This is a genomic window from Aquimarina sp. ERC-38 (assembly GCF_026222555.1).
In the GTDB taxonomy this organism is placed as follows: domain Bacteria; phylum Bacteroidota; class Bacteroidia; order Flavobacteriales; family Flavobacteriaceae; genus Aquimarina.
Map to the genome: position 1 here is coordinate 1,236,619 of NZ_CP098511.1, position 17,666 is coordinate 1,254,284.

The 17,666-nt window shown below is 30.2% G+C and carries 16 protein-coding genes; 12 read left to right on the plus strand and 4 right to left on the minus strand.

The window, feature by feature from the left end; translation table 11 throughout:
• The first annotated feature begins 3 nt into the window (after positions 1–3).
• The 4 genes from NBT05_RS05260 (at position 4) to NBT05_RS05275 (ending at position 4,706) form a co-directional block, all read left to right on the plus strand.
• A complete protein-coding gene (locus NBT05_RS05260) occupies positions 4–1,014 on the plus strand; it encodes a glycosyltransferase family 2 protein (RefSeq protein ID WP_265772416.1) in 1,011 nt (336 codons plus the stop codon).
• Between the two features lie 283 nt (positions 1,015–1,297).
• Positions 1,298–2,302, plus strand: coding sequence for a hypothetical protein (locus NBT05_RS05265; RefSeq protein ID WP_265772417.1), 1,005 nt, complete (start codon positions 1,298–1,300; stop codon positions 2,300–2,302).
• On the plus strand, positions 2,295–3,437 hold the full coding sequence (locus NBT05_RS05270; protein WP_265772419.1) for a glycosyltransferase: 1,143 nt from the start codon (positions 2,295–2,297) through the stop codon (positions 3,435–3,437). The genes NBT05_RS05265 and NBT05_RS05270 overlap by 8 nt, the downstream gene beginning before the upstream one ends.
• A gap of 45 nt (positions 3,438–3,482) precedes the next feature.
• Positions 3,483–4,706, plus strand: coding sequence for an O-antigen ligase family protein (locus tag NBT05_RS05275; protein ID WP_265772420.1), 1,224 nt, complete (start codon positions 3,483–3,485; stop codon positions 4,704–4,706).
• A 123-nt stretch (positions 4,707–4,829) separates the two neighbouring features.
• On the opposite strand, the gene NBT05_RS05280 is transcribed toward NBT05_RS05275, so the two are convergent.
• The 3 genes from NBT05_RS05280 to NBT05_RS05290 all read right to left on the minus strand — a co-directional run bounded on the left by NBT05_RS05280 (position 4,830) and on the right by NBT05_RS05290 (position 7,130).
• Positions 4,830–5,561 (minus strand): FkbM family methyltransferase, encoded by a 732-nt coding sequence (locus NBT05_RS05280; protein WP_265772421.1) that lies wholly within the window; start codon positions 5,559–5,561, stop codon positions 4,830–4,832.
• Between the two features lie 331 nt (positions 5,562–5,892).
• The gene (locus NBT05_RS05285; protein ID WP_265770344.1) at positions 5,893–6,735 is read right to left on the minus strand and encodes an IS3 family transposase; all 843 of its coding nucleotides are present in this window, start codon (positions 6,733–6,735) and stop codon (positions 5,893–5,895) included.
• Entirely contained in the window at positions 6,735–7,130 is a 396-nt protein-coding gene (locus NBT05_RS05290) for a transposase (protein ID WP_265770345.1), read from the minus strand. Before NBT05_RS05290 ends, NBT05_RS05285 begins: the two co-directional genes overlap by 1 nt.
• A gap of 107 nt (positions 7,131–7,237) precedes the next feature.
• Here NBT05_RS05290 and NBT05_RS05295 point away from each other — a divergent pair, with 107 nt between their 5' ends.
• From NBT05_RS05295 to purD, 7 genes are all read left to right on the plus strand, one after another.
• On the plus strand, positions 7,238–8,353 hold the full coding sequence (locus NBT05_RS05295) for a glycosyltransferase (RefSeq protein WP_265772422.1): 1,116 nt from the start codon (positions 7,238–7,240) through the stop codon (positions 8,351–8,353).
• Positions 8,350–9,663, plus strand: coding sequence for a UDP-glucose dehydrogenase family protein (locus NBT05_RS05300; RefSeq protein ID WP_265772423.1), 1,314 nt, complete (start codon positions 8,350–8,352; stop codon positions 9,661–9,663). The genes NBT05_RS05295 and NBT05_RS05300 overlap by 4 nt, the downstream gene beginning before the upstream one ends.
• Positions 9,664–9,806: 143 nt before the next feature.
• The gene (locus NBT05_RS05305; protein ID WP_265772424.1) at positions 9,807–10,781 is read left to right on the plus strand and encodes a UDP-glucuronic acid decarboxylase family protein; all 975 of its coding nucleotides are present in this window, start codon (positions 9,807–9,809) and stop codon (positions 10,779–10,781) included.
• Positions 10,782–10,783: 2 nt separating this feature from the next.
• Positions 10,784–12,130 carry an exopolysaccharide biosynthesis polyprenyl glycosylphosphotransferase gene (locus NBT05_RS05310; RefSeq protein WP_265772426.1) on the plus strand — a complete coding sequence of 449 codons (1,347 nt, stop codon included), beginning with the start codon at positions 10,784–10,786 and terminating at the stop codon, positions 12,128–12,130.
• Positions 12,131–12,149: 19 nt separating this feature from the next.
• Positions 12,150–13,502, plus strand: a complete 1,353-nt coding sequence (locus NBT05_RS05315) for an exopolysaccharide biosynthesis polyprenyl glycosylphosphotransferase (protein ID WP_265772427.1) — start codon at positions 12,150–12,152, stop codon at positions 13,500–13,502.
• 222 nt (positions 13,503–13,724) lie between these two features.
• Positions 13,725–15,005 carry an O-antigen ligase family protein gene (locus tag NBT05_RS05320; RefSeq protein ID WP_265772428.1) on the plus strand — a complete coding sequence of 427 codons (1,281 nt, stop codon included), beginning with the start codon at positions 13,725–13,727 and terminating at the stop codon, positions 15,003–15,005.
• Between the two features lie 56 nt (positions 15,006–15,061).
• Positions 15,062–16,333: a phosphoribosylamine--glycine ligase gene (gene purD / locus NBT05_RS05325; protein WP_265772429.1), complete on the plus strand. Its 1,272-nt coding sequence runs from the start codon at positions 15,062–15,064 to the stop codon at positions 16,331–16,333.
• Between the two features lie 14 nt (positions 16,334–16,347).
• Here purD and NBT05_RS05330 read toward each other — a convergent pair whose 3' ends face one another.
• A complete protein-coding gene (locus NBT05_RS05330) occupies positions 16,348–16,578 on the minus strand; it encodes a DUF6341 family protein (protein WP_265772430.1) in 231 nt (76 codons plus the stop codon).
• A 178-nt stretch (positions 16,579–16,756) separates the two neighbouring features.
• Between NBT05_RS05330 and NBT05_RS05335 the strand changes: the two genes are divergently transcribed.
• Entirely contained in the window at positions 16,757–17,611 is an 855-nt protein-coding gene (locus NBT05_RS05335; protein WP_265773215.1) for a DUF6427 family protein, read from the plus strand.
• Positions 17,612–17,666 lie beyond the last annotated feature (55 nt).

A 17,666-nucleotide genomic window follows, 5' to 3' on the forward strand; every position in this document is an offset into this window, starting at 1 on the left:
CTTATGGAAAGAGAAAAAGTTTATATTATAATTTTAAATTATATAAATTGGAGAGACACTATTGAATGTCTAGAAAGTATACTTAAAACTGATTATAAAAATTATCAAATTATAGTCGTAGATAATTCTCCTAATGAAGAATCAATAATAAATCTTAAAAAATGGGCCAAAGGTGAGGACCATTTAAAAATAAAAACGTCATTCAATAATTTAATTTATCCTCTAGTGGCCAAACCACTTTCATATAGCTACTTGTCTGAAGAAGAGAGTAAATTTCGGTTCCAGGATGAAACCTTATTAGTAATAAAAGCCAATGAGAATCTTGGCTTTTCTGCTGGTAATAATGTAGCTTTAAGATATATTTTGAGAAGAAAAGACTTCAAATTTTGTTGGTTACTAAATAATGATACGGTAATAAAGGATAATACTCTCAATGAACAAATCAATTTTTTTAATGATCATGCAGATCAGAAAATAGGTATTTTGGGAAGTAAGCTTTTGTATTATTATAATCCGGAGATAATACAAGCAGTTGGTGGAAAATTTAATAATAAATTATTTGTATCCAAACATATTGGGGAAGGAGAACCTGATTCAACCCAGAAAGAAATGTTTCCAAATATTGATTATGTAGTTGGCGCATCTATGTTTGTTACAAATTCTTTTTTGGAAGATGTTGGTATATTGAGTGAAGACTATTTTTTATATTTTGAAGAACTAGATTGGACTTATAGAGCAAAAGAGAAAAAATGGACTATTGATTGGTGTCCGGGAGCAGTTGTTTATCATAAAGAAGGAGGAGCTATAGGATCTTCGTCAAACTATAGACAAAGAAGTTATTTTTCTGAAATTAATATTTTTAAAAGCAGAAAAATTTTTTACAATAAATTTTTTAAAAACACTACTTCTTTTTGGATAGGTAGTATTATAATTATTAGTAACAGATTAAGAAGATTTCAATTTAGACTGACATATAATTTTTTAAAAACCTTAGTAAAGAAAAATGAATCTTAGAGCAATTTTAATTTTTCTATTACTTCTGTTATCAGTATATCAAGATTTTCCTTTAGTCAATATTTTTGGAGAAATCGCGAGATCTCCCATTGTTTTCATTTCCCCTTTCTTATTACTCTATTTGTTATTTTCAAAGAAAATAAAGATCTCTAATTATACTAAGTTATTTATTACGTACATTATATATTTAATGGTAATCTCAATTATTCATATTACATACATTTTAATAGTTCAAAACCAGCTAATTTTTTTAGGAGAGAACCTTATAATTAAAACTATTAAAATGATGACATATCCTATAGTTGCACTAATTTATTACCAATTTTTTTATACTTTTTTAGAGAAGAAAGATTTTAGGTTTGATACGTTCTTCAAATCACTTTTTTATTTACAAGTTTTCCTAATAGTATTTATAATTTTTGAAGCTTTTTACTCTAAGAAATTAGATACATTTATGGATTATATACATTCCAATGATTTAAAATATTGGAGAATTCGATTATTAACTTACGAAGAAAGTTGGGTTGGTAGTATTATCACTATAATTTCTTTTCTAAATATGTATCTTGTTACTTATTTGGATAAAAGAAAAATAGTGATGCTAGTTACCTATCTGTCATCAATCTTTTTTATTATTTTCTACAGTATAAGAAGCGAGTCTAAAGGTTACCTTTTAGTTTTTTTAATATCTGCGTTACCTTTATTAATTCAATATTTATATAACAATAAAAAAACCAGGAAATTTTTAATAATAGGTATTGTTTGTATTTTTTCCTTGGGAATAACCTTATTCTTTTCATTAAAAGAATTTGTGTTTCAACAATTATATTCAAGTATAACTTTTGGCACAAGGTTTTCCTCTTATTTATCTGCTATTAGTACGTTTGCTTATCACCCTTTGGGTGTTGGTTGGGGTCCTTATCTTTGTTTTTATCCTAATAATTTAATAGATGTGATTAATTCTGATATTATGAGTCCTTTTAATTTGGAGGAGGTCAAATTATACTTAAATGATACTAAATCCTTATCTTCAAAGACTTATTTTTTTGATAATTTAGTTTTCGGCGGTATTCCATTTCTGTTATTTTATTTTATTTTTTTTATAAAGAGATATATTTATTTTTCAAAACTAAAAATTCAGCAGTTAGCATTTATTCGTATTCCTTTATTATATGTAATATTAAGTAGTTTATTGTACGTTACATTTTCTATTAAATATGAAGTTTGGTTTTTCATGGCTTTTTTAGATGTATTACAGAAAAAAATTAAAAGTAAAGTCCTTGTTTGATAAAAGAATTTTAATTGTTTCAGGTTATTTTCCCTATCCTACGTTATTTGGAGGAACATTTGATATATGGGAAAGAATCAAGGGAATAAAGCAGCTAGGTTGCGAAGTTGATTTAATATATACTTATAAATCCCTACCAAAGAAAGAAGACCTTTTAGTTGTACAAAAGCATGTTGAAATTATTGGAAACGTAAAGCGGGTTAATAATCCATTTTATTTATTGCATAGAAAGCCTTTACAAGTAGTTTCCAGGAAAGAACTTAAAAGTATACAATTCAAAAGACATTATGATATTGTAGTCCTAGAATCAGAAAGCGTCGGAGAAATCCTAGAAAATAAGACTTTAAAAAGAAATAAAACCATTCTTAGAGTTCATAATAATGAAGCAAAATTTTTTAAAAACTTGGCAAGAAGTACTTCTAATTTTTTTAAAAAATTTTATTATCGGTGGGAAGCAAAAAAATATGAATCATATTCCAAGCATATTTACCGGGAATCTAACAAGTTGTGGTTTATTTCTTTAGATGAATTAAATAATTATTTACAGCAAGGTGAAAAATCTAAAAGTGTACATCTCCCCCCCCCAATTAATGATACCTTTTTAAAACAAAGCTTGGGTAATCATACTGTTTTGTACGTAGGCGCCTTATTTATGGATAATAATCTTTTTGGTATTTTATGGTATTTGGAAAATATACATGATAAGATTAGTAATATGTATTCAAATTATAGATTATTAATTTGTGGTAGTACCGGAAATCGTTCAGAAGATTATTTCAAAAATAAATTTGGGAGATACAATAGATTGGATCTTTATTTAAATTTAAAAGATATTACAAAAATATATACATTGGCTTCAGTATTTATAAATCCTGTTTTTCATGGAGCAGGAGTTAAATTAAAGTCAATTAATGCTATAGTTAAAGGTTTACCACTAGTTACCACATCAATTGGTGCAGAGGGGATAGGTTTGGTTAAAGAAGAAATGTTTTTTCTTGCAAATAATAAAGATCAGTTTATAGAAAGCATAGAAAAATCTTTTGCAAAGGATAATCAAGAAATGGTTGAAAAGGCACAAAATCATTTAAAATCCAATCATTATTTAAAAATTTTGAAGGAACAAATACAAAATTAATTTATAGAGGTTTTAATTTGCATAAATAAATGTAAAACAAAAATTTTGGAAAGAAGTAAAAAATTTTTCAACATACTATTAATTGCTATTGCTACTTTTCCAATAACGGGTTTGAAATTTGCTAAGTTTACAATGATATTTTGGACTTTAACCGCAATTTTTTTTATTATTAAATATAAACGTTATCGTCTTAGAAAAAATGAAATTCTTACGGTAGCTTTCGTTTCTAGCTATTATTTATTATGCGTTTTTTCTTATTTCTTTTTCTCTGATTATAATGATGAAGGAGCAAAAGATTTAATTTTAAAATTACCTTTTATAATTTTCCCAATTGCTATTTTTCTTCTCAGAGATTTTATTTTAACAAAAAATACGCTACAAATTTTAGTTTTTTTTACGGTAGCAACTATTTTTTCCGCAGTTCATGTTTGGATGTACATAATTGATACAGGGTTTAGTTACATGTTAGATGTAGATACATACTACAATCCAATATTTAGAAATATTTTCAGTGATGTTACGGGAATGCATTTACCTTATCTAGGCATTGTGTATGGTTTCTCCTGTATTATAATATTACACCTAATTTTAAAAAAGGATTATACTTTAAAGTTCAAAATGGTTTTAATGTTAGGTATTGTTTTTTTAATTTTTTCAATAATATTATTTTCTGCAAGGATGGCAATATTCTCTACAATTCTTGCTTTTTGCTATTATATATTTAATTCTATAGAAAGGAGAACTTCAATTATGGTAGTTCTTATTATGCTTCTTTTTGTCACTGTAACATCTATGCTTTCTCCAGTACAAAGAAGATTTGATGAATTAAAAGAAATGAAATTCAGCATGCCAGAGTTTAACGAAAAATCAGACAAAGTAAATTTCAGATATGGAATTTACTATTGTAGTTATAAAATATTAGAAAAAAAATGGCTTTTGGGCGTTGGTTTAGGTAATGTCCAGAACGAATTAGATCAATGTTACCAAAATTTTAAATATAGTAATTACGATGATTTTTCAAAAGTTAAGTACAATTCGCATAATCAATTCTTACATGAATGGATGTCGAAAGGTATTTTTGGTTTCGTAATTTTCATTACTTTTTTACTCTATTTTTTTGTAAATAACGACAAAATGTATATATCTTTTCTGATAATAGTTGTTCTTGGATTATTTACAGAAAATTTATTTGAAAGGGAGGTTGGAGTAATATTTTTTAATTTCTTTAATTCCTTGTTTTTTATCAAATCAAGTTTAGGCAATAAATGAGACAATATTTGATCCTGCATCTATTGATAAAAGAGTGAAGCAAAAAACTTATTATTTTCAAATTACAAGCTACCTAACATATATAAACCTTTCTTTTTAAAATATAACCATATAATTAAACGTTTAAGGGGAGGCGATAAAATAATATTCATCATTTAATTTATAATGGTTTTCAAAGTTTTGTAGAGTTAAAGCCGGTCTTGATTTTATAAAAGCATTAAGCGTAAAAAGACTTAAACCAATTTCTTCAGATAGGAAATTGTAAAGTTCAACTGGACTAACATTATAAAATTCACTTGCACCTAATCCAAACTCAAAAATTACAATGGGCTTAAATTTTTTTAATGTCGATTCAGCACCTTTCAGAACATTGAACTCTGCACCTTCCACATCTAATTTAATTAAATCAATTCTAGTTTTCCCATTCAAAATTGTATCCAACATTTTGACTTTAACTTCAATTATTTCTATTTCAGGTTTTTTTACCTGGTAAGACCTTTGTTTTAGACCACTATAACCTAGAGCATTTTTAACAACATTGAATGTTGTATTCTTTTCAGTATTTGATAGCGCATAAGGTAAAAATTCAACATTTCTGTTATCAAATTTCTCAACTAATTTATCGTATAAAAATGGAATTGGTTCCAAGGCTACGTGAGAACCTCCAGGCGAATGTTTACAGATTATTTCTAAAATTTCTCCTTCGTGACACCCTATATCAATACAATTGGATTCATTAGTAAGAACCTTTTTTAAAATTTTTTTTGTTAGCCTATCATATTTTAAATTTTTAGTTAGGTCTAAATGAAAAAATATCAGTAAAGATTTTAAACTTTTTTTAATTCTTGTGTTCAAATTTTCAATTTATTATTCAATACTAGTAATGTTTACTAACTCTAATTCTTTACAGTTTTACGACTTTTAAGATAGAGCTAAAATGAATTTTATAAACTTGGTAAAATGTGCAAACTAAAATAAGGAAAATAATTAACGAATAATGGCGTACAGATAAAATTCTGATTCAATAGTTTGAGAACTTCAAAAATCTAAATATACTAAAAATAATTCCGTTATGAATTGCGAAATATCCTTATCAGGTTACTATTAAGAATTTCAATATTTTTACGTTAAAAATACACTTTACCAAAAATTGTACATCCCTAAATAGTGTTGACCGCTTTTAGGTTTATATTTCATTGTTAAAAATAGTTATTGTTTTCCTTTGATCTTTGTTTATTGAAGGAAAGTTTTCTTCAAACTGGACTGGCGTTTTCTTATCGATGTTGTTATGTGTCCTTACATGGTTGTAATGGTTGACAGCTTGCTTCATTCTTTTCTTTAGTTGATCAAAGGTTTTAATCTCCCAGTAGTCAAGATAATCCCTTTTGATAGTCCTGTTGATACGTTCTGCATAAGCGTTATCTTGGGCAGATTGTGCCATACTGATCCTACAGTCATGTTGTTCTAAAAGCTTGATATAGGCTTTGTAGATATATTGACCGCCCCTATCGGAGTGATGTACCTTTGGTGGTTTATGGTCCTTTAGTGCCATTTGTAAAGCTTTTAGGTTAGCCGTAGCACGCATATGGTCCGATAGGCAGTAACCTACAATTTTCTTTGTATAAACGTCAATGATAAAGACTGCATAATAATGCTTCCCACAAATAAGAATGTAAGTAATATCACTTTGCCAAATTACTGACGGTGCAGCTACTTCCATCCCTTTAATTAAATTAGGGTAATACACCTTAGCGGCAATAGTCGTCCTTTTATAGTTCTTCTTGATCTTGAGCCTATAGCCCAATAACATCATAGTTTCTACAAACCTGTCCCTACCAATAAAATTAGGTTGTAGTATATCGTACATCTTTTCTACCCCACAACCCGGAAAGTCTTTGCGCAACTCATCTACCTCTACTACTAAGCCCTCAATCTTCCGATCAAAGACTTCTTGGCGCTTAGCGTATTGGTGTACGGCTTGTTTGCTAATACCTACAACGTTATATAGCTTATTTAATGAATAACCCATTACTTGCTGATGCTTTTGGAACCACCTAATTGTGGGGTGTTGAAGTTTTTTTTAATATCGATGTTAAGTTCATCTTTGGCTATCTCCACCACCTTCTCCAGATAGTCAATCTTGATTTGTTTACGCCCCAGGGCAGCTTCCAACTCTTTAACCTTTTTCTCTAATTCTTTTAACTTCTCCGAACTACTGTGTTTCATCTCTACAACTCTTGATCCATGCTCGTTAAAGGTAGAATATTTATAAATCCATTTGTAGATATTTGAGCGGGATATCTTATGTATCCGCTCCAATTGTGGGACACTGAACTTACCCGATTCAAAGTCACTGACCAATTGTTTTTTAAAATCCTCAGAATATTTTCTTCTCTTCTGAATACTCTTTAAATTTGCTCTCATATATTAATCACTTTATTTAAAAGTGGTCAACCTATAGCAGGGATGTACAAATAGTTTTTTGTTATTTGTGTTAATTTCTAAATGTTGAAAATGTCTATTTTTATTTCATGAAAAAAGCACTGGTGCACGATTGGTATTATGTAAATGGTGGTGCAGAAAAAGTTATCCATTCAATAAATAACATTTGGTCAGACTTAGATCAATTTGCATTAATCGATTTTCTTTCAGAAAAAGACAGAAAATATATACTTAATAACAAGAAAGTTAGTACTAGTTTTATTCAAAATTTACCTACTGCCAGGAAAAATCATCGAAAGTTTTTACAGTTATTTCCGTACGCGGTAGAACAATTGGATCTAAGACCGTATGAACTAATTATTAGTTCTTCTGCCTCTATCGCAAAAGGTATACTAACTAATCAAAATCAATTACATATTTGCTATTGTCACTCTCCGATGCGATACGCCTGGGACTTTTATCATGAGTATTTAGAAGAAGCTAATCTTACTACAGGGATTAAAGGAATGTATGCAAAATATGTATTAAATAAAATCCGAATTTGGGATGTTATTAACTCAAACAGAGTTGATCATTTTATAGCTAATTCAAAGTACATAGCTGGTAGAATTAAGAAAGTTTACAATAGAGAAGCTACCGTTATTTATCCTCCGGTTGATGTAAAAGAATTTGAATTTAGCGACCAGAAGCAAGAATATTATTTTACTGCATCCCGGATGGTATCTTATAAAAGAATTGATTTAATAGTCAAATCATTTTCAAAGCTAAAAACTAAAAAGTTAATTGTAGCCGGAGATGGACCTGATTTTGAAAAAATAAGAAAAATCGCAGGTGATAACATTGAATTTGTTGGATTTACTAGTTTAAAAAAACTTAAAAACTACTTAAAGTATGCAAAAGCTTTTATTTTTGCAGCCGAAGAAGATTTTGGGATTATTCCGGTTGAAGCACAAGCATGTGGAACACCAGTAATTGGATATGGTAAAGGTGGATTAAAAGAGACGGTTATAGAAAAAGTTACCGGAATATTTTTCAATGATCAAAGTGTAGATAGTCTTATTAATGCTGTAGAAGAATTTGAAAAACTAAGTTTTGACTATGCAACGATAAGAAAACATTCTCTAAAATTTTCTAAAGAACGCTTTGAAAAAGAAATAAAACAATTTGTAGAAGATAAATATCAAAAATTTAAAAAGCAACCATGAAAATATCAGTAATAGGAACCGGATATGTAGGCTTAGTAACAGGAACATGTTTGGCAGAAACAGGTAACGAAGTCATCTGTGTAGATATTGATAAAGAAAAAGTAGAAAAAATGAGGAATGGGCAAGTTCCTATTTATGAACCTCATCTGGACGTACTCTTTGAAAGAAATATTAAAGCCAACCGTTTAAAGTTCTCTACTTCCCTTGAAGAAGGTCTGGATCACGGGGAGATTATTTTCTTGGCACTGCCTACTCCTGATGGTGGAGATGGAGCAGCAGATTTATCTTATGTTCTGGGAGTTTCAGAACAAATAGGGAAATTGATTAAAGAATATAAGGTCATTGTAGATAAAAGCACCGTTCCGGTAGGTACCGCAGATAGAGTGAACGAAGTGATATCTCAAAATGCTAAAGTTGATTTTGATGTGGTTTCTAATCCTGAATTTTTAAGGGAAGGTTTTGCTGTTGATGATTTCTTAAAACCTGAGCGAATTGTGGTAGGTTCAAGTTCTGAAAGAGCAACTGATTTAATGAAAAAATTGTACAAACCCTTCGTTAGGTCCGGAAATCCAATTATAATTATGGATGAAAAATCTGCCGAACTTACAAAATATGCAGCCAACTCGTTCCTTGCAACTAAGATTACGTTTATGAACGAAATTGCAAACTACTGTGAGAAGGTAGGCGCAGATGTAGACAAGGTAAGAATTGGAATGGGAACCGATTCCCGAATTGGAAAACGATTCTTGTTTCCAGGGATAGGTTACGGAGGTTCTTGTTTTCCAAAAGACGTAAAAGCACTTCATAATTCCGGGAATCAGGATGGCTATCATTTTCAATTATTAGAATCCGTGATCAACGTGAATAAAGCTCAAAAAGTAGTTTTATTACCTAAAATAAAATCCTACTTCAACGGAGATATTAAAGGTAAAACTTTTGCAGTTTGGGGATTAGCGTTTAAACCGCAAACTGATGATATAAGAGAAGCACCAGCATTAGAAATCATTGACAAATTGCTGGAAGAAGGAGCTAAAGTAAAAGCTTTTGATCCGGAAGCTATGGATAATGTAGCTAAAAAATATACCGGTAAAATTACTTTTGTAGACACTATGTATGAAGCTTTGGATGAATCAGACGCTTTGATTATCTGTACAGAATGGAGTATTTTTAGAACTCCCGATTTTAATAAAATCAAGTCAAAACTTAGCAATAATGTAATTTTTGACGGACGTAACCTATACGACAACTTAGATCTGGAAAAAGAACAAATTTCGTACTTCTCCGTAGGTAGGAAGAACGTTACTGTTTAAATTTAATAAAATCTAAACGTTTATTAGATAATATTTAGACTAAACTTACCATAGATTCAAAGTATTTTTGGTAAGTTTAGTCAATAGAAGGTATTGCTATAAGAGTACAGGTCTAGCAGTATCAGAATTTAAAATAAAATTATTTGAAAAAAGTTTTAATTACCGGAGCCGCCGGGTTCTTGGGATCACATCTCTGTGACAAGTTTATTCAGATGGATTACAAAGTAATTGCCATGGATAACCTGATCACAGGAGACCTTAAAAATATTGAACATTTATTTAAATTAAAAAACTTTACTTTTTATGAACATGATGTAACTACATTTGTTCATATTCCGGGTAAACTAGACTATATTCTTCATTTTGCGTCACCGGCAAGTCCTATTGATTATTTAAAAATACCAATTCAAACCCTAAAAGTTGGATCACTAGGCACACATAACTTATTAGGTTTAGCCAAAGAAAAGAAAGCTACCATTTTAATTGCATCAACAAGTGAAGTATATGGAGATCCACTAGTTCATCCCCAAAACGAAGATTATCTGGGAAATGTAAATACTATCGGCCCTAGAGGCGTTTATGACGAAGCCAAACGTTTTCAGGAATCCTTAACCATGGCATATCATACCTATCATAAGTTAGAAACAAGAATTGCCCGTATATTTAACACCTACGGACCTAGGATGCGGCTAAATGATGGGAGGGTAGTTCCGGCATTCATTGGTCAGTCCTTAAGAGGAGAAGACTTAACCGTTTTTGGAGACGGTTTGCAAACAAGGTCCTTTTGCTATGTAGATGATTTAATTGATGGAATATGTAAGCTACTATTCAGTGATTATGTAAACCCTGTGAATATAGGCAACCCAAACGAGATTACTATTTTAGATTTTGCAAAAGAAATTATTAGACTGACAAATACTGATCAAAAAATCATTTACAAACCATTACCTGTAGATGACCCGATGCAAAGACAGCCGGATATTACCAGGGCTAAAACTATTTTAGGTTGGGAACCAATGACAACCAGGCAAGAAGGCTTATTAAAAACACTAGCATATTTTAAATCTTTATCAAATCAAGATCTATATAAAAGTGAGCATAGAAGTTTTGAAAGTTAAGAATGAGAACCAAAGTTGGGAGATACTCCATATATATTAAACCCCTATTTTATATTATTGACCTTACAATAATTAATCTTTTAATATATTACTTTCAAACTAACCTTTACGAAAAAGCAATTTTTGCGATCTACATTACTATCATGTGGATTGTACTTTCGATAAAAAACAAATTTTATGAAGTATACCGCTTTTCCAAATTCACTCAAACCTTTGCTTTATTGATCAGACAGTTTCTGGTTTTCCTTCTCATACTTTACGCATTTATAGGAGTATTTAAACAACCGGAAATAAGCAGGATAGAAATTGCAAAATATTATATAGCCTGTTTTTTAAGTATTTCCATACTTAAATACGTATTACAAAATTTCCTGGCAAAATATCGTATAATCTTCGGTGGTAATCTTAGAAAAGTAATAGTAATTGGAGATAATAAAAAAACAAGTCAGTTAATAGAAATTTTTAAAGAAGAAGAAGAATTTGGTTATGTTTTTAAAAAGAAGTTCAATGTAAACGATCAGGATTTTACCTTAAAAAGCTGTTTTGAATATGTAATTGAAAACAATATTGATGAATTATATTGTTCAGTAGCAGAATTATCTAACAAACAATTAGAAAAGATTGTAACCTTTTGTGACAATAATTTAAAAGTATTAAAATTTATTCCGGATAATAAAGAAATTTTTACAAAAAAATTAAATTTTAATTATTACCGATACGTTCCTATCTTATCATTTAGAGAAATTCCTTTAGATGATCCAATAAATTTTATAACAAAACGCGGATTTGATATTGTACTTTCACTATTTGTTCTTTTATTTATTTTAAGTTGGTTAACACCCTTATTATTTATTTTAATGCAATTAGAGTCCAAAGGACCAATCTTCTTTAAACAACGTAGAAACGGATTAGATTACAAAGAGTTTTACTGTTATAAATATCGTTCTATGAGACCGGGTAATGATCAAAAACAAACGACTAGGCAGGATTATAGAGTGACCAGAATTGGAAGGTTTATTAGAAAAACCAGTATAGATGAATTACCTCAATTTATTAACGTTCTCAAAGGAGATATGTCAGTTGTAGGTCCTAGACCGCATATGGTAAAACATAATGAAAACTTTATTCAAAAAGTTGATAAATTTATGGTCAGGCACTTTGTAAAACCAGGGATCACAGGGTTAGCTCAGGTGAGTGGTTTCCGTGGCGAGATAGAAAATAATCAGGATATAGTAAATAGAGTAAAATATGATATATTTTATATAGAAAACTGGTCGATTCTTTTAGATATTAAAATAGTGGTTTTAACCGTTATAAATGCAATCAAAGGAGAAGACAAAGCATATTGAATGAATTATTTAATAACAAATGCACCCAACTCGAAAAGGATACTCTTATTTAATCAGGCCAATCTCTATAAGCATTGACCTGCTTCTGGTTGTTGGACTAGCGTATTACTTTCTTCACTTTATTATTAACATCAAATTCTTAGGATATCTTATAGGTGCCTGGATTGTTTCTACCGTATTATTGCGCTTTTACGAAGTGTATCGATTTACCCGGATATTAAAAATTATATCCTTATTAGTAAAACAAGCCATCTTTTTTCTAATACTGATTTACGCTTATTATGGCTTATTCCGGGTACGAGAAGTCAGTATTACCACTACTTTTAATTACGTAAGTAGTGTTATCGTACTGGTCGGATTGTTCAAAATACTGGTCTATAATTTACTAAGAAGATATCGCTCCTATCTGGGAGGTAATAATCGCCAAATTATTATCATCGGAAGCACAAAAGGAGCCAGGCAACTCGAGACTTTTTTCAGAAAACGCAGGGATTTAGGATACCACGTAGCAAAAGTCTTTTCTGATAAGCTTTCAAATACGATAAAAGACAGTTTTCAATACTTAAAGAATGAAAGAGTAGACGAAATTTACTGTGCCGTAGATGAGGTAAGTGATAGCGTAATCAATAAATACGTAACCTATGCCGATCAAAAACAATGTGTGTTAAAATTTATACCCAACGATCAGCAAATCTTATCTAAAAAATTAAAAACTGACTATTACGAATATCTACCTATATTATCCATACCGGAAATTTCTTTAAACAACGCAAACAATCGCTTCTTTAAAAGACTATTTGATATCCTATTTTCATTAATAATCATTATTGGAATTTTATCTTGGTTAGTTCCCCTGTTATATATCCTAATAAAAATAGATTCAAAAGGTCCACTTATCTACAGTCAAAAACGCAACGGAATTAACTATAAAGAATTCGTTTGCTATAAATTCCGGTCTATGAAATCAGAAGAATTTGACGACCTGGATCAGGTAAAAAAATCCGATCAAAGAGTGACAAAACTAGGAAAGTTTTTAAGACGAACCAGTATTGACGAACTTCCGCAATTTATTAACGTATTGTTCGGAGATATGTCCGTAGTAGGTCCTAGGCCACATATGTTATCGTATACCGAGATGTATGCTAAAAAAATTAATAAATATAACTTCGTATTTCGTCATTCCGTAAAACCAGGGATAACCGGTTTAGCACAGGTTAAAGGATTCAGGGGAGAAGTAGAAAATGATGAAGATATTATCAACCGTATTAAATATGATATTTTCTATATAGAAAACTGGTCCCTGTTATTAGACCTTAAAATTATCTTTGATACCACGGTACATTTAATTAAAGGACATGAAAAAGCGTATTAGCAAAGCTTTATCACTAAAGGAATAGGAACGCATTGAGGAGTGATAAAGAAAAAATTAAAGATTAAAGTAAAAAACAAGTATAGCCCATAGTTAAGACAAGGCTTTTTAACGCGAGGATTCAGGTTATTTAATGTTAATTTAGCATACAAACTAAACAACTTCAATAACAACTATTCCAATAGTAGAAGAAAAATAGAGATATTTCAACGGTAAGAATTACCTATGACTTTTAGAAATTATATCAATAACTTTTCAGAAATATTTTACAAAGATGAAAACGATTGGGTACTTACTACTTTCTGGAATTCCTTATTTATAGCTTTCTTTTTATTACCCTTAGGGATAAACCTCTCAAACCCTTTCTTTATTATAGCAATTATTCTAGGGGTATTACATATTCTTAGGAAAAAAAGCAGTTCCATAAAAGAAAATAAAAGTATTCTATTATTTCCCCTATACTTTACGATACTCTGTATAAGCCTTATTTATACTGAAAATTTAAAGGACGGTTTAAATTTGATACAGCGATCTTTATCGTTGCTTTTATTTCCTATGATCTTTTTATACGTAAAAGAAGATGCAACAACCGTTAAGCGACTATTTAATTTTATGCTCTGGGGGTTAATGCTATCCTTTTTTATCAATAGTAGTATGGTTCTCTACGATAAATTGATAATTTTATTTAATTCCGAAAATAATGTATTTCAAAGTATTGTAAATAGTAATTGGCAACATATAACCCAATTTAATTTTTCAAGGTTAATTGAATCCAATTATACATCGCTTTACATACTCCTTGTTTTAAGCTTTTATCTTAAAAATAAAATAGAAAGTAAAACCAGGCTACTCATTTACCTGTTATTATTTACCTACCTCTTTTTACTTTCTTCAAAAACAGCTTACTTAATACTTTTTATAATTTCAATAATCTTAATTGGGGGAATAAAACAAAAAAAACATAGATACCTTATTACCATTATATTTCTTCTGACTGCAATTATATTTCTTAATAATCCAGGTATCTCCAGGTTTTATCACCAATTGTTTGAACTGAATACTTTAAGTAGTCCTAATAAAGTTTCCTTAGAAAAAACAAGAGTTATCAGTTGGAAAACTAGTTTAGGGCTCATTAAAGAAGCCCCACTACTGGGCTATGGAGTAGGAGATGCTAATCAAGTATTACAAGAAGCTTATAAAAAAAACGGATTTAATTATAACTATAAAAAGGGGTATAACGCACATAATCAATTTTTGCAAACAGCATTACAAACTGGCATATTAGGGCTTGTTACCTTGTTTGTCATTTTTATAGTATTAGGCTACCAGTTGCGCCGTAGTAGAAACGAATTTTGTGTATTTCTAATTCTATTTCTCTCCCTACTATTTGAATCCATGTTAGTTCGTTTCAATGGTATTGTTTTTTTATCTATCGTTATTCCGTTATTACTTAAAAAACGAAGCATATTGAGTAGCCGTATTATTAGGAACTATTCTAAAAAATAATTAGCAAAACAAGAGTCAAAATTCTATTTTTGGCGCTTCTAATCAGCAAGACAGCAATGAACATTCTAGTTTTAGGTTCCGGTGGTAGAGAACATACCTTCACCTATTATCTTTCTCAAAGTACATTATGTACCAATCTATATGTGGCTCCCGGTAATGCAGGAACCGATCAGATTGCAATAAACCTCCCAATCGGAGTAACAAATTTTAAAAAAATAAAAGAAGCTGTACTCAAATATCAAATAGAGATGGTAGTAATAGGACCTGAAGATCCTTTAGTTAATGGTATTGTGGATTTCTTTCAGGAAGATGAACAAATCAATCATGTTAAGGTGATCGGACCCTCAAAAGAAGGAGCACGACTCGAAGGAAGTAAAGAATACGCAAAAAAGTTTTTAATTAAAAATAACATTCCTACCGCAGCATATCAAAGCTTTTCAGTAGAAAGTATTACGGATGCCAAAGAGTTTTTAAAGACTCTTACACCTCCCTACGTCTTAAAAGCAGATGGCTTAGCTGCCGGTAAAGGCGTTTTAATCCTTGATAATTTATTAGAGGCTGAAAACGCATTGGATGAAATGTTGCTTGACAAAAAATTCGGAGAAGCCAGTAGCAAAGTAGTTATTGAAGAATTTCTAGACGGCATAGAATTAAGTGTCTTTGTTTTAACTGATGGTAAAAATTATCAAATTTTGCCTACAGCCAAAGATTATAAGAGAATAGGAGAAGGAGATACCGGTTTAAATACTGGGGGTATGGGAGCAGTTTCACCGGTGCCTTTTGCTAACATTGAATTTATGTCAAAAATTGAAGAAAATATTGTAAAACCTACCATAGCAGGATTATCTGATGATCAAATTGATTACAAAGGTTTTATTTTTATTGGTTTAATTAAAGTTGATAACGAACCCAAAGTAATTGAATACAATGTTAGAATGGGAGATCCGGAAACCGAAGTAGTTTTACCCAGAATTAAAAATGATTTAGTAGCTCTGTTAGAAAGTACTGCAAATCAAACCTTAGATAAAGTAGAATTAGATATCGATGACCGTAGTGCAACCACGGTAGTCGCCGTTTCAGGTGGATATCCCGAAGCTTATCAAAAAGGAAAGGTTATCTCCGGCTTAGATGTAGAAAGTGATAGTATTGTTTTTCATGCAGGGACAAAACAAGAAGAAGAAAATGTACTTACCAATGGAGGAAGAGTACTGGCAATTACCTCCTTAGACAACACATTTCAAGGCGCACTAAAAAAGTCATATAAAACCTTAAAACAAATACAGTTTGAAAATATAAATTATAGAAAAGATATAGGATTTGACCTGTAGATTAAAAAAACGGATTATCCTAAAAAAGAATGTGCTTTGGGATCCCTGTTTTCTTCATTATTATCATTAAAAATTTTCAATTGTTTCAACCAGTAAAACAATGCAGCAAAACCAATAAGCACAAATAACCAGTTAATAATATTTGCAAAAAACCAGGTATCTAATTCCATAGCTCTTAGACTATCAAAAGGCTTAAAAAGAACATCAACAAATAAATACTCAATAGCTTCAAAAAGATCTTGCATAACCAGAAATGTTTATTTTTAAAATTAGAACTAAAACATTATATAAATTCGTTGTAAATTCTAATTTTTAAGATTTAAAATTTTCATTGCAAAAATATAAAAATTAAAGGTGTTAACAAGCTTTTTTAATCAATCAAAACCTATAAATTTTATCCTGGTAAGTTTTTATATGCTTATTATGTTTATCAGTTCGGTGGTGCAGTATACAACTAACTTTGAACCCGATACGGTTATAAATTTAATAAGCAGTTTTTTCTGTTACTTGTTAGCAATGATTTTAGTAAATAGGATGGTAAAAAAGAACGAGATTACTTCTTATAATACCCTAACCATTGTATTATTTACATTTTTAATTTCACTATTTCCATATGGATTAATTAATCCGGCAATAAGTATAGCTAACCTTTTTATGGTTTTAGCAATCTATTTTATTACTAGTTTGTCCAACCTTCGCTATCATAAGAGCAAGATCCTTAACGCATCCATTTGTGTTGGGATAGCAACCTTAGCATACTCCTGGTGCATTTTTACCCTTATTTTAATCTATGTAGGAATTTGGTACTACGGTCGTAAAGAATATCGCAACTGGCTCATTCCTTTTGTAGGCCTGGGGGTAGTAGCTATGATGTCGCTCTGTTTTCACTTAGTAGTATATAACGATTGGACGGTATTTGATGTTGCCTCACTACAAGTTTCCGCTAGCAGTGTAAACTTTCAATTTTCAGCACAAGAAATTTTTGGAATTGCCAGCTTTATTCTTTGCAGTCTATTTTTCTTAGCAATATATATATACCGCTTTAAAAAACGCCTTACCCGGTTAAAACCAATACTAGCCCTTTTTATCTGGTATTATATAGTCACCCTTCTAATCGTACTCGTGTTTGCAGAACAGAAGTCGATTAGTATTCTCTTAGCTACCCCGGCATTAGCGATAATAGGCACTTCCTATTTAGAATTAAAACAGAACAAACTAATAACCGAAACTACTTTATGGGTTATTATGTTATTACCATTTTTCGGGTATTTAATTTAGAAAAATATGATTTACTGTTCTTACTAAAATATATAAATATTGATAAAAAGACAAT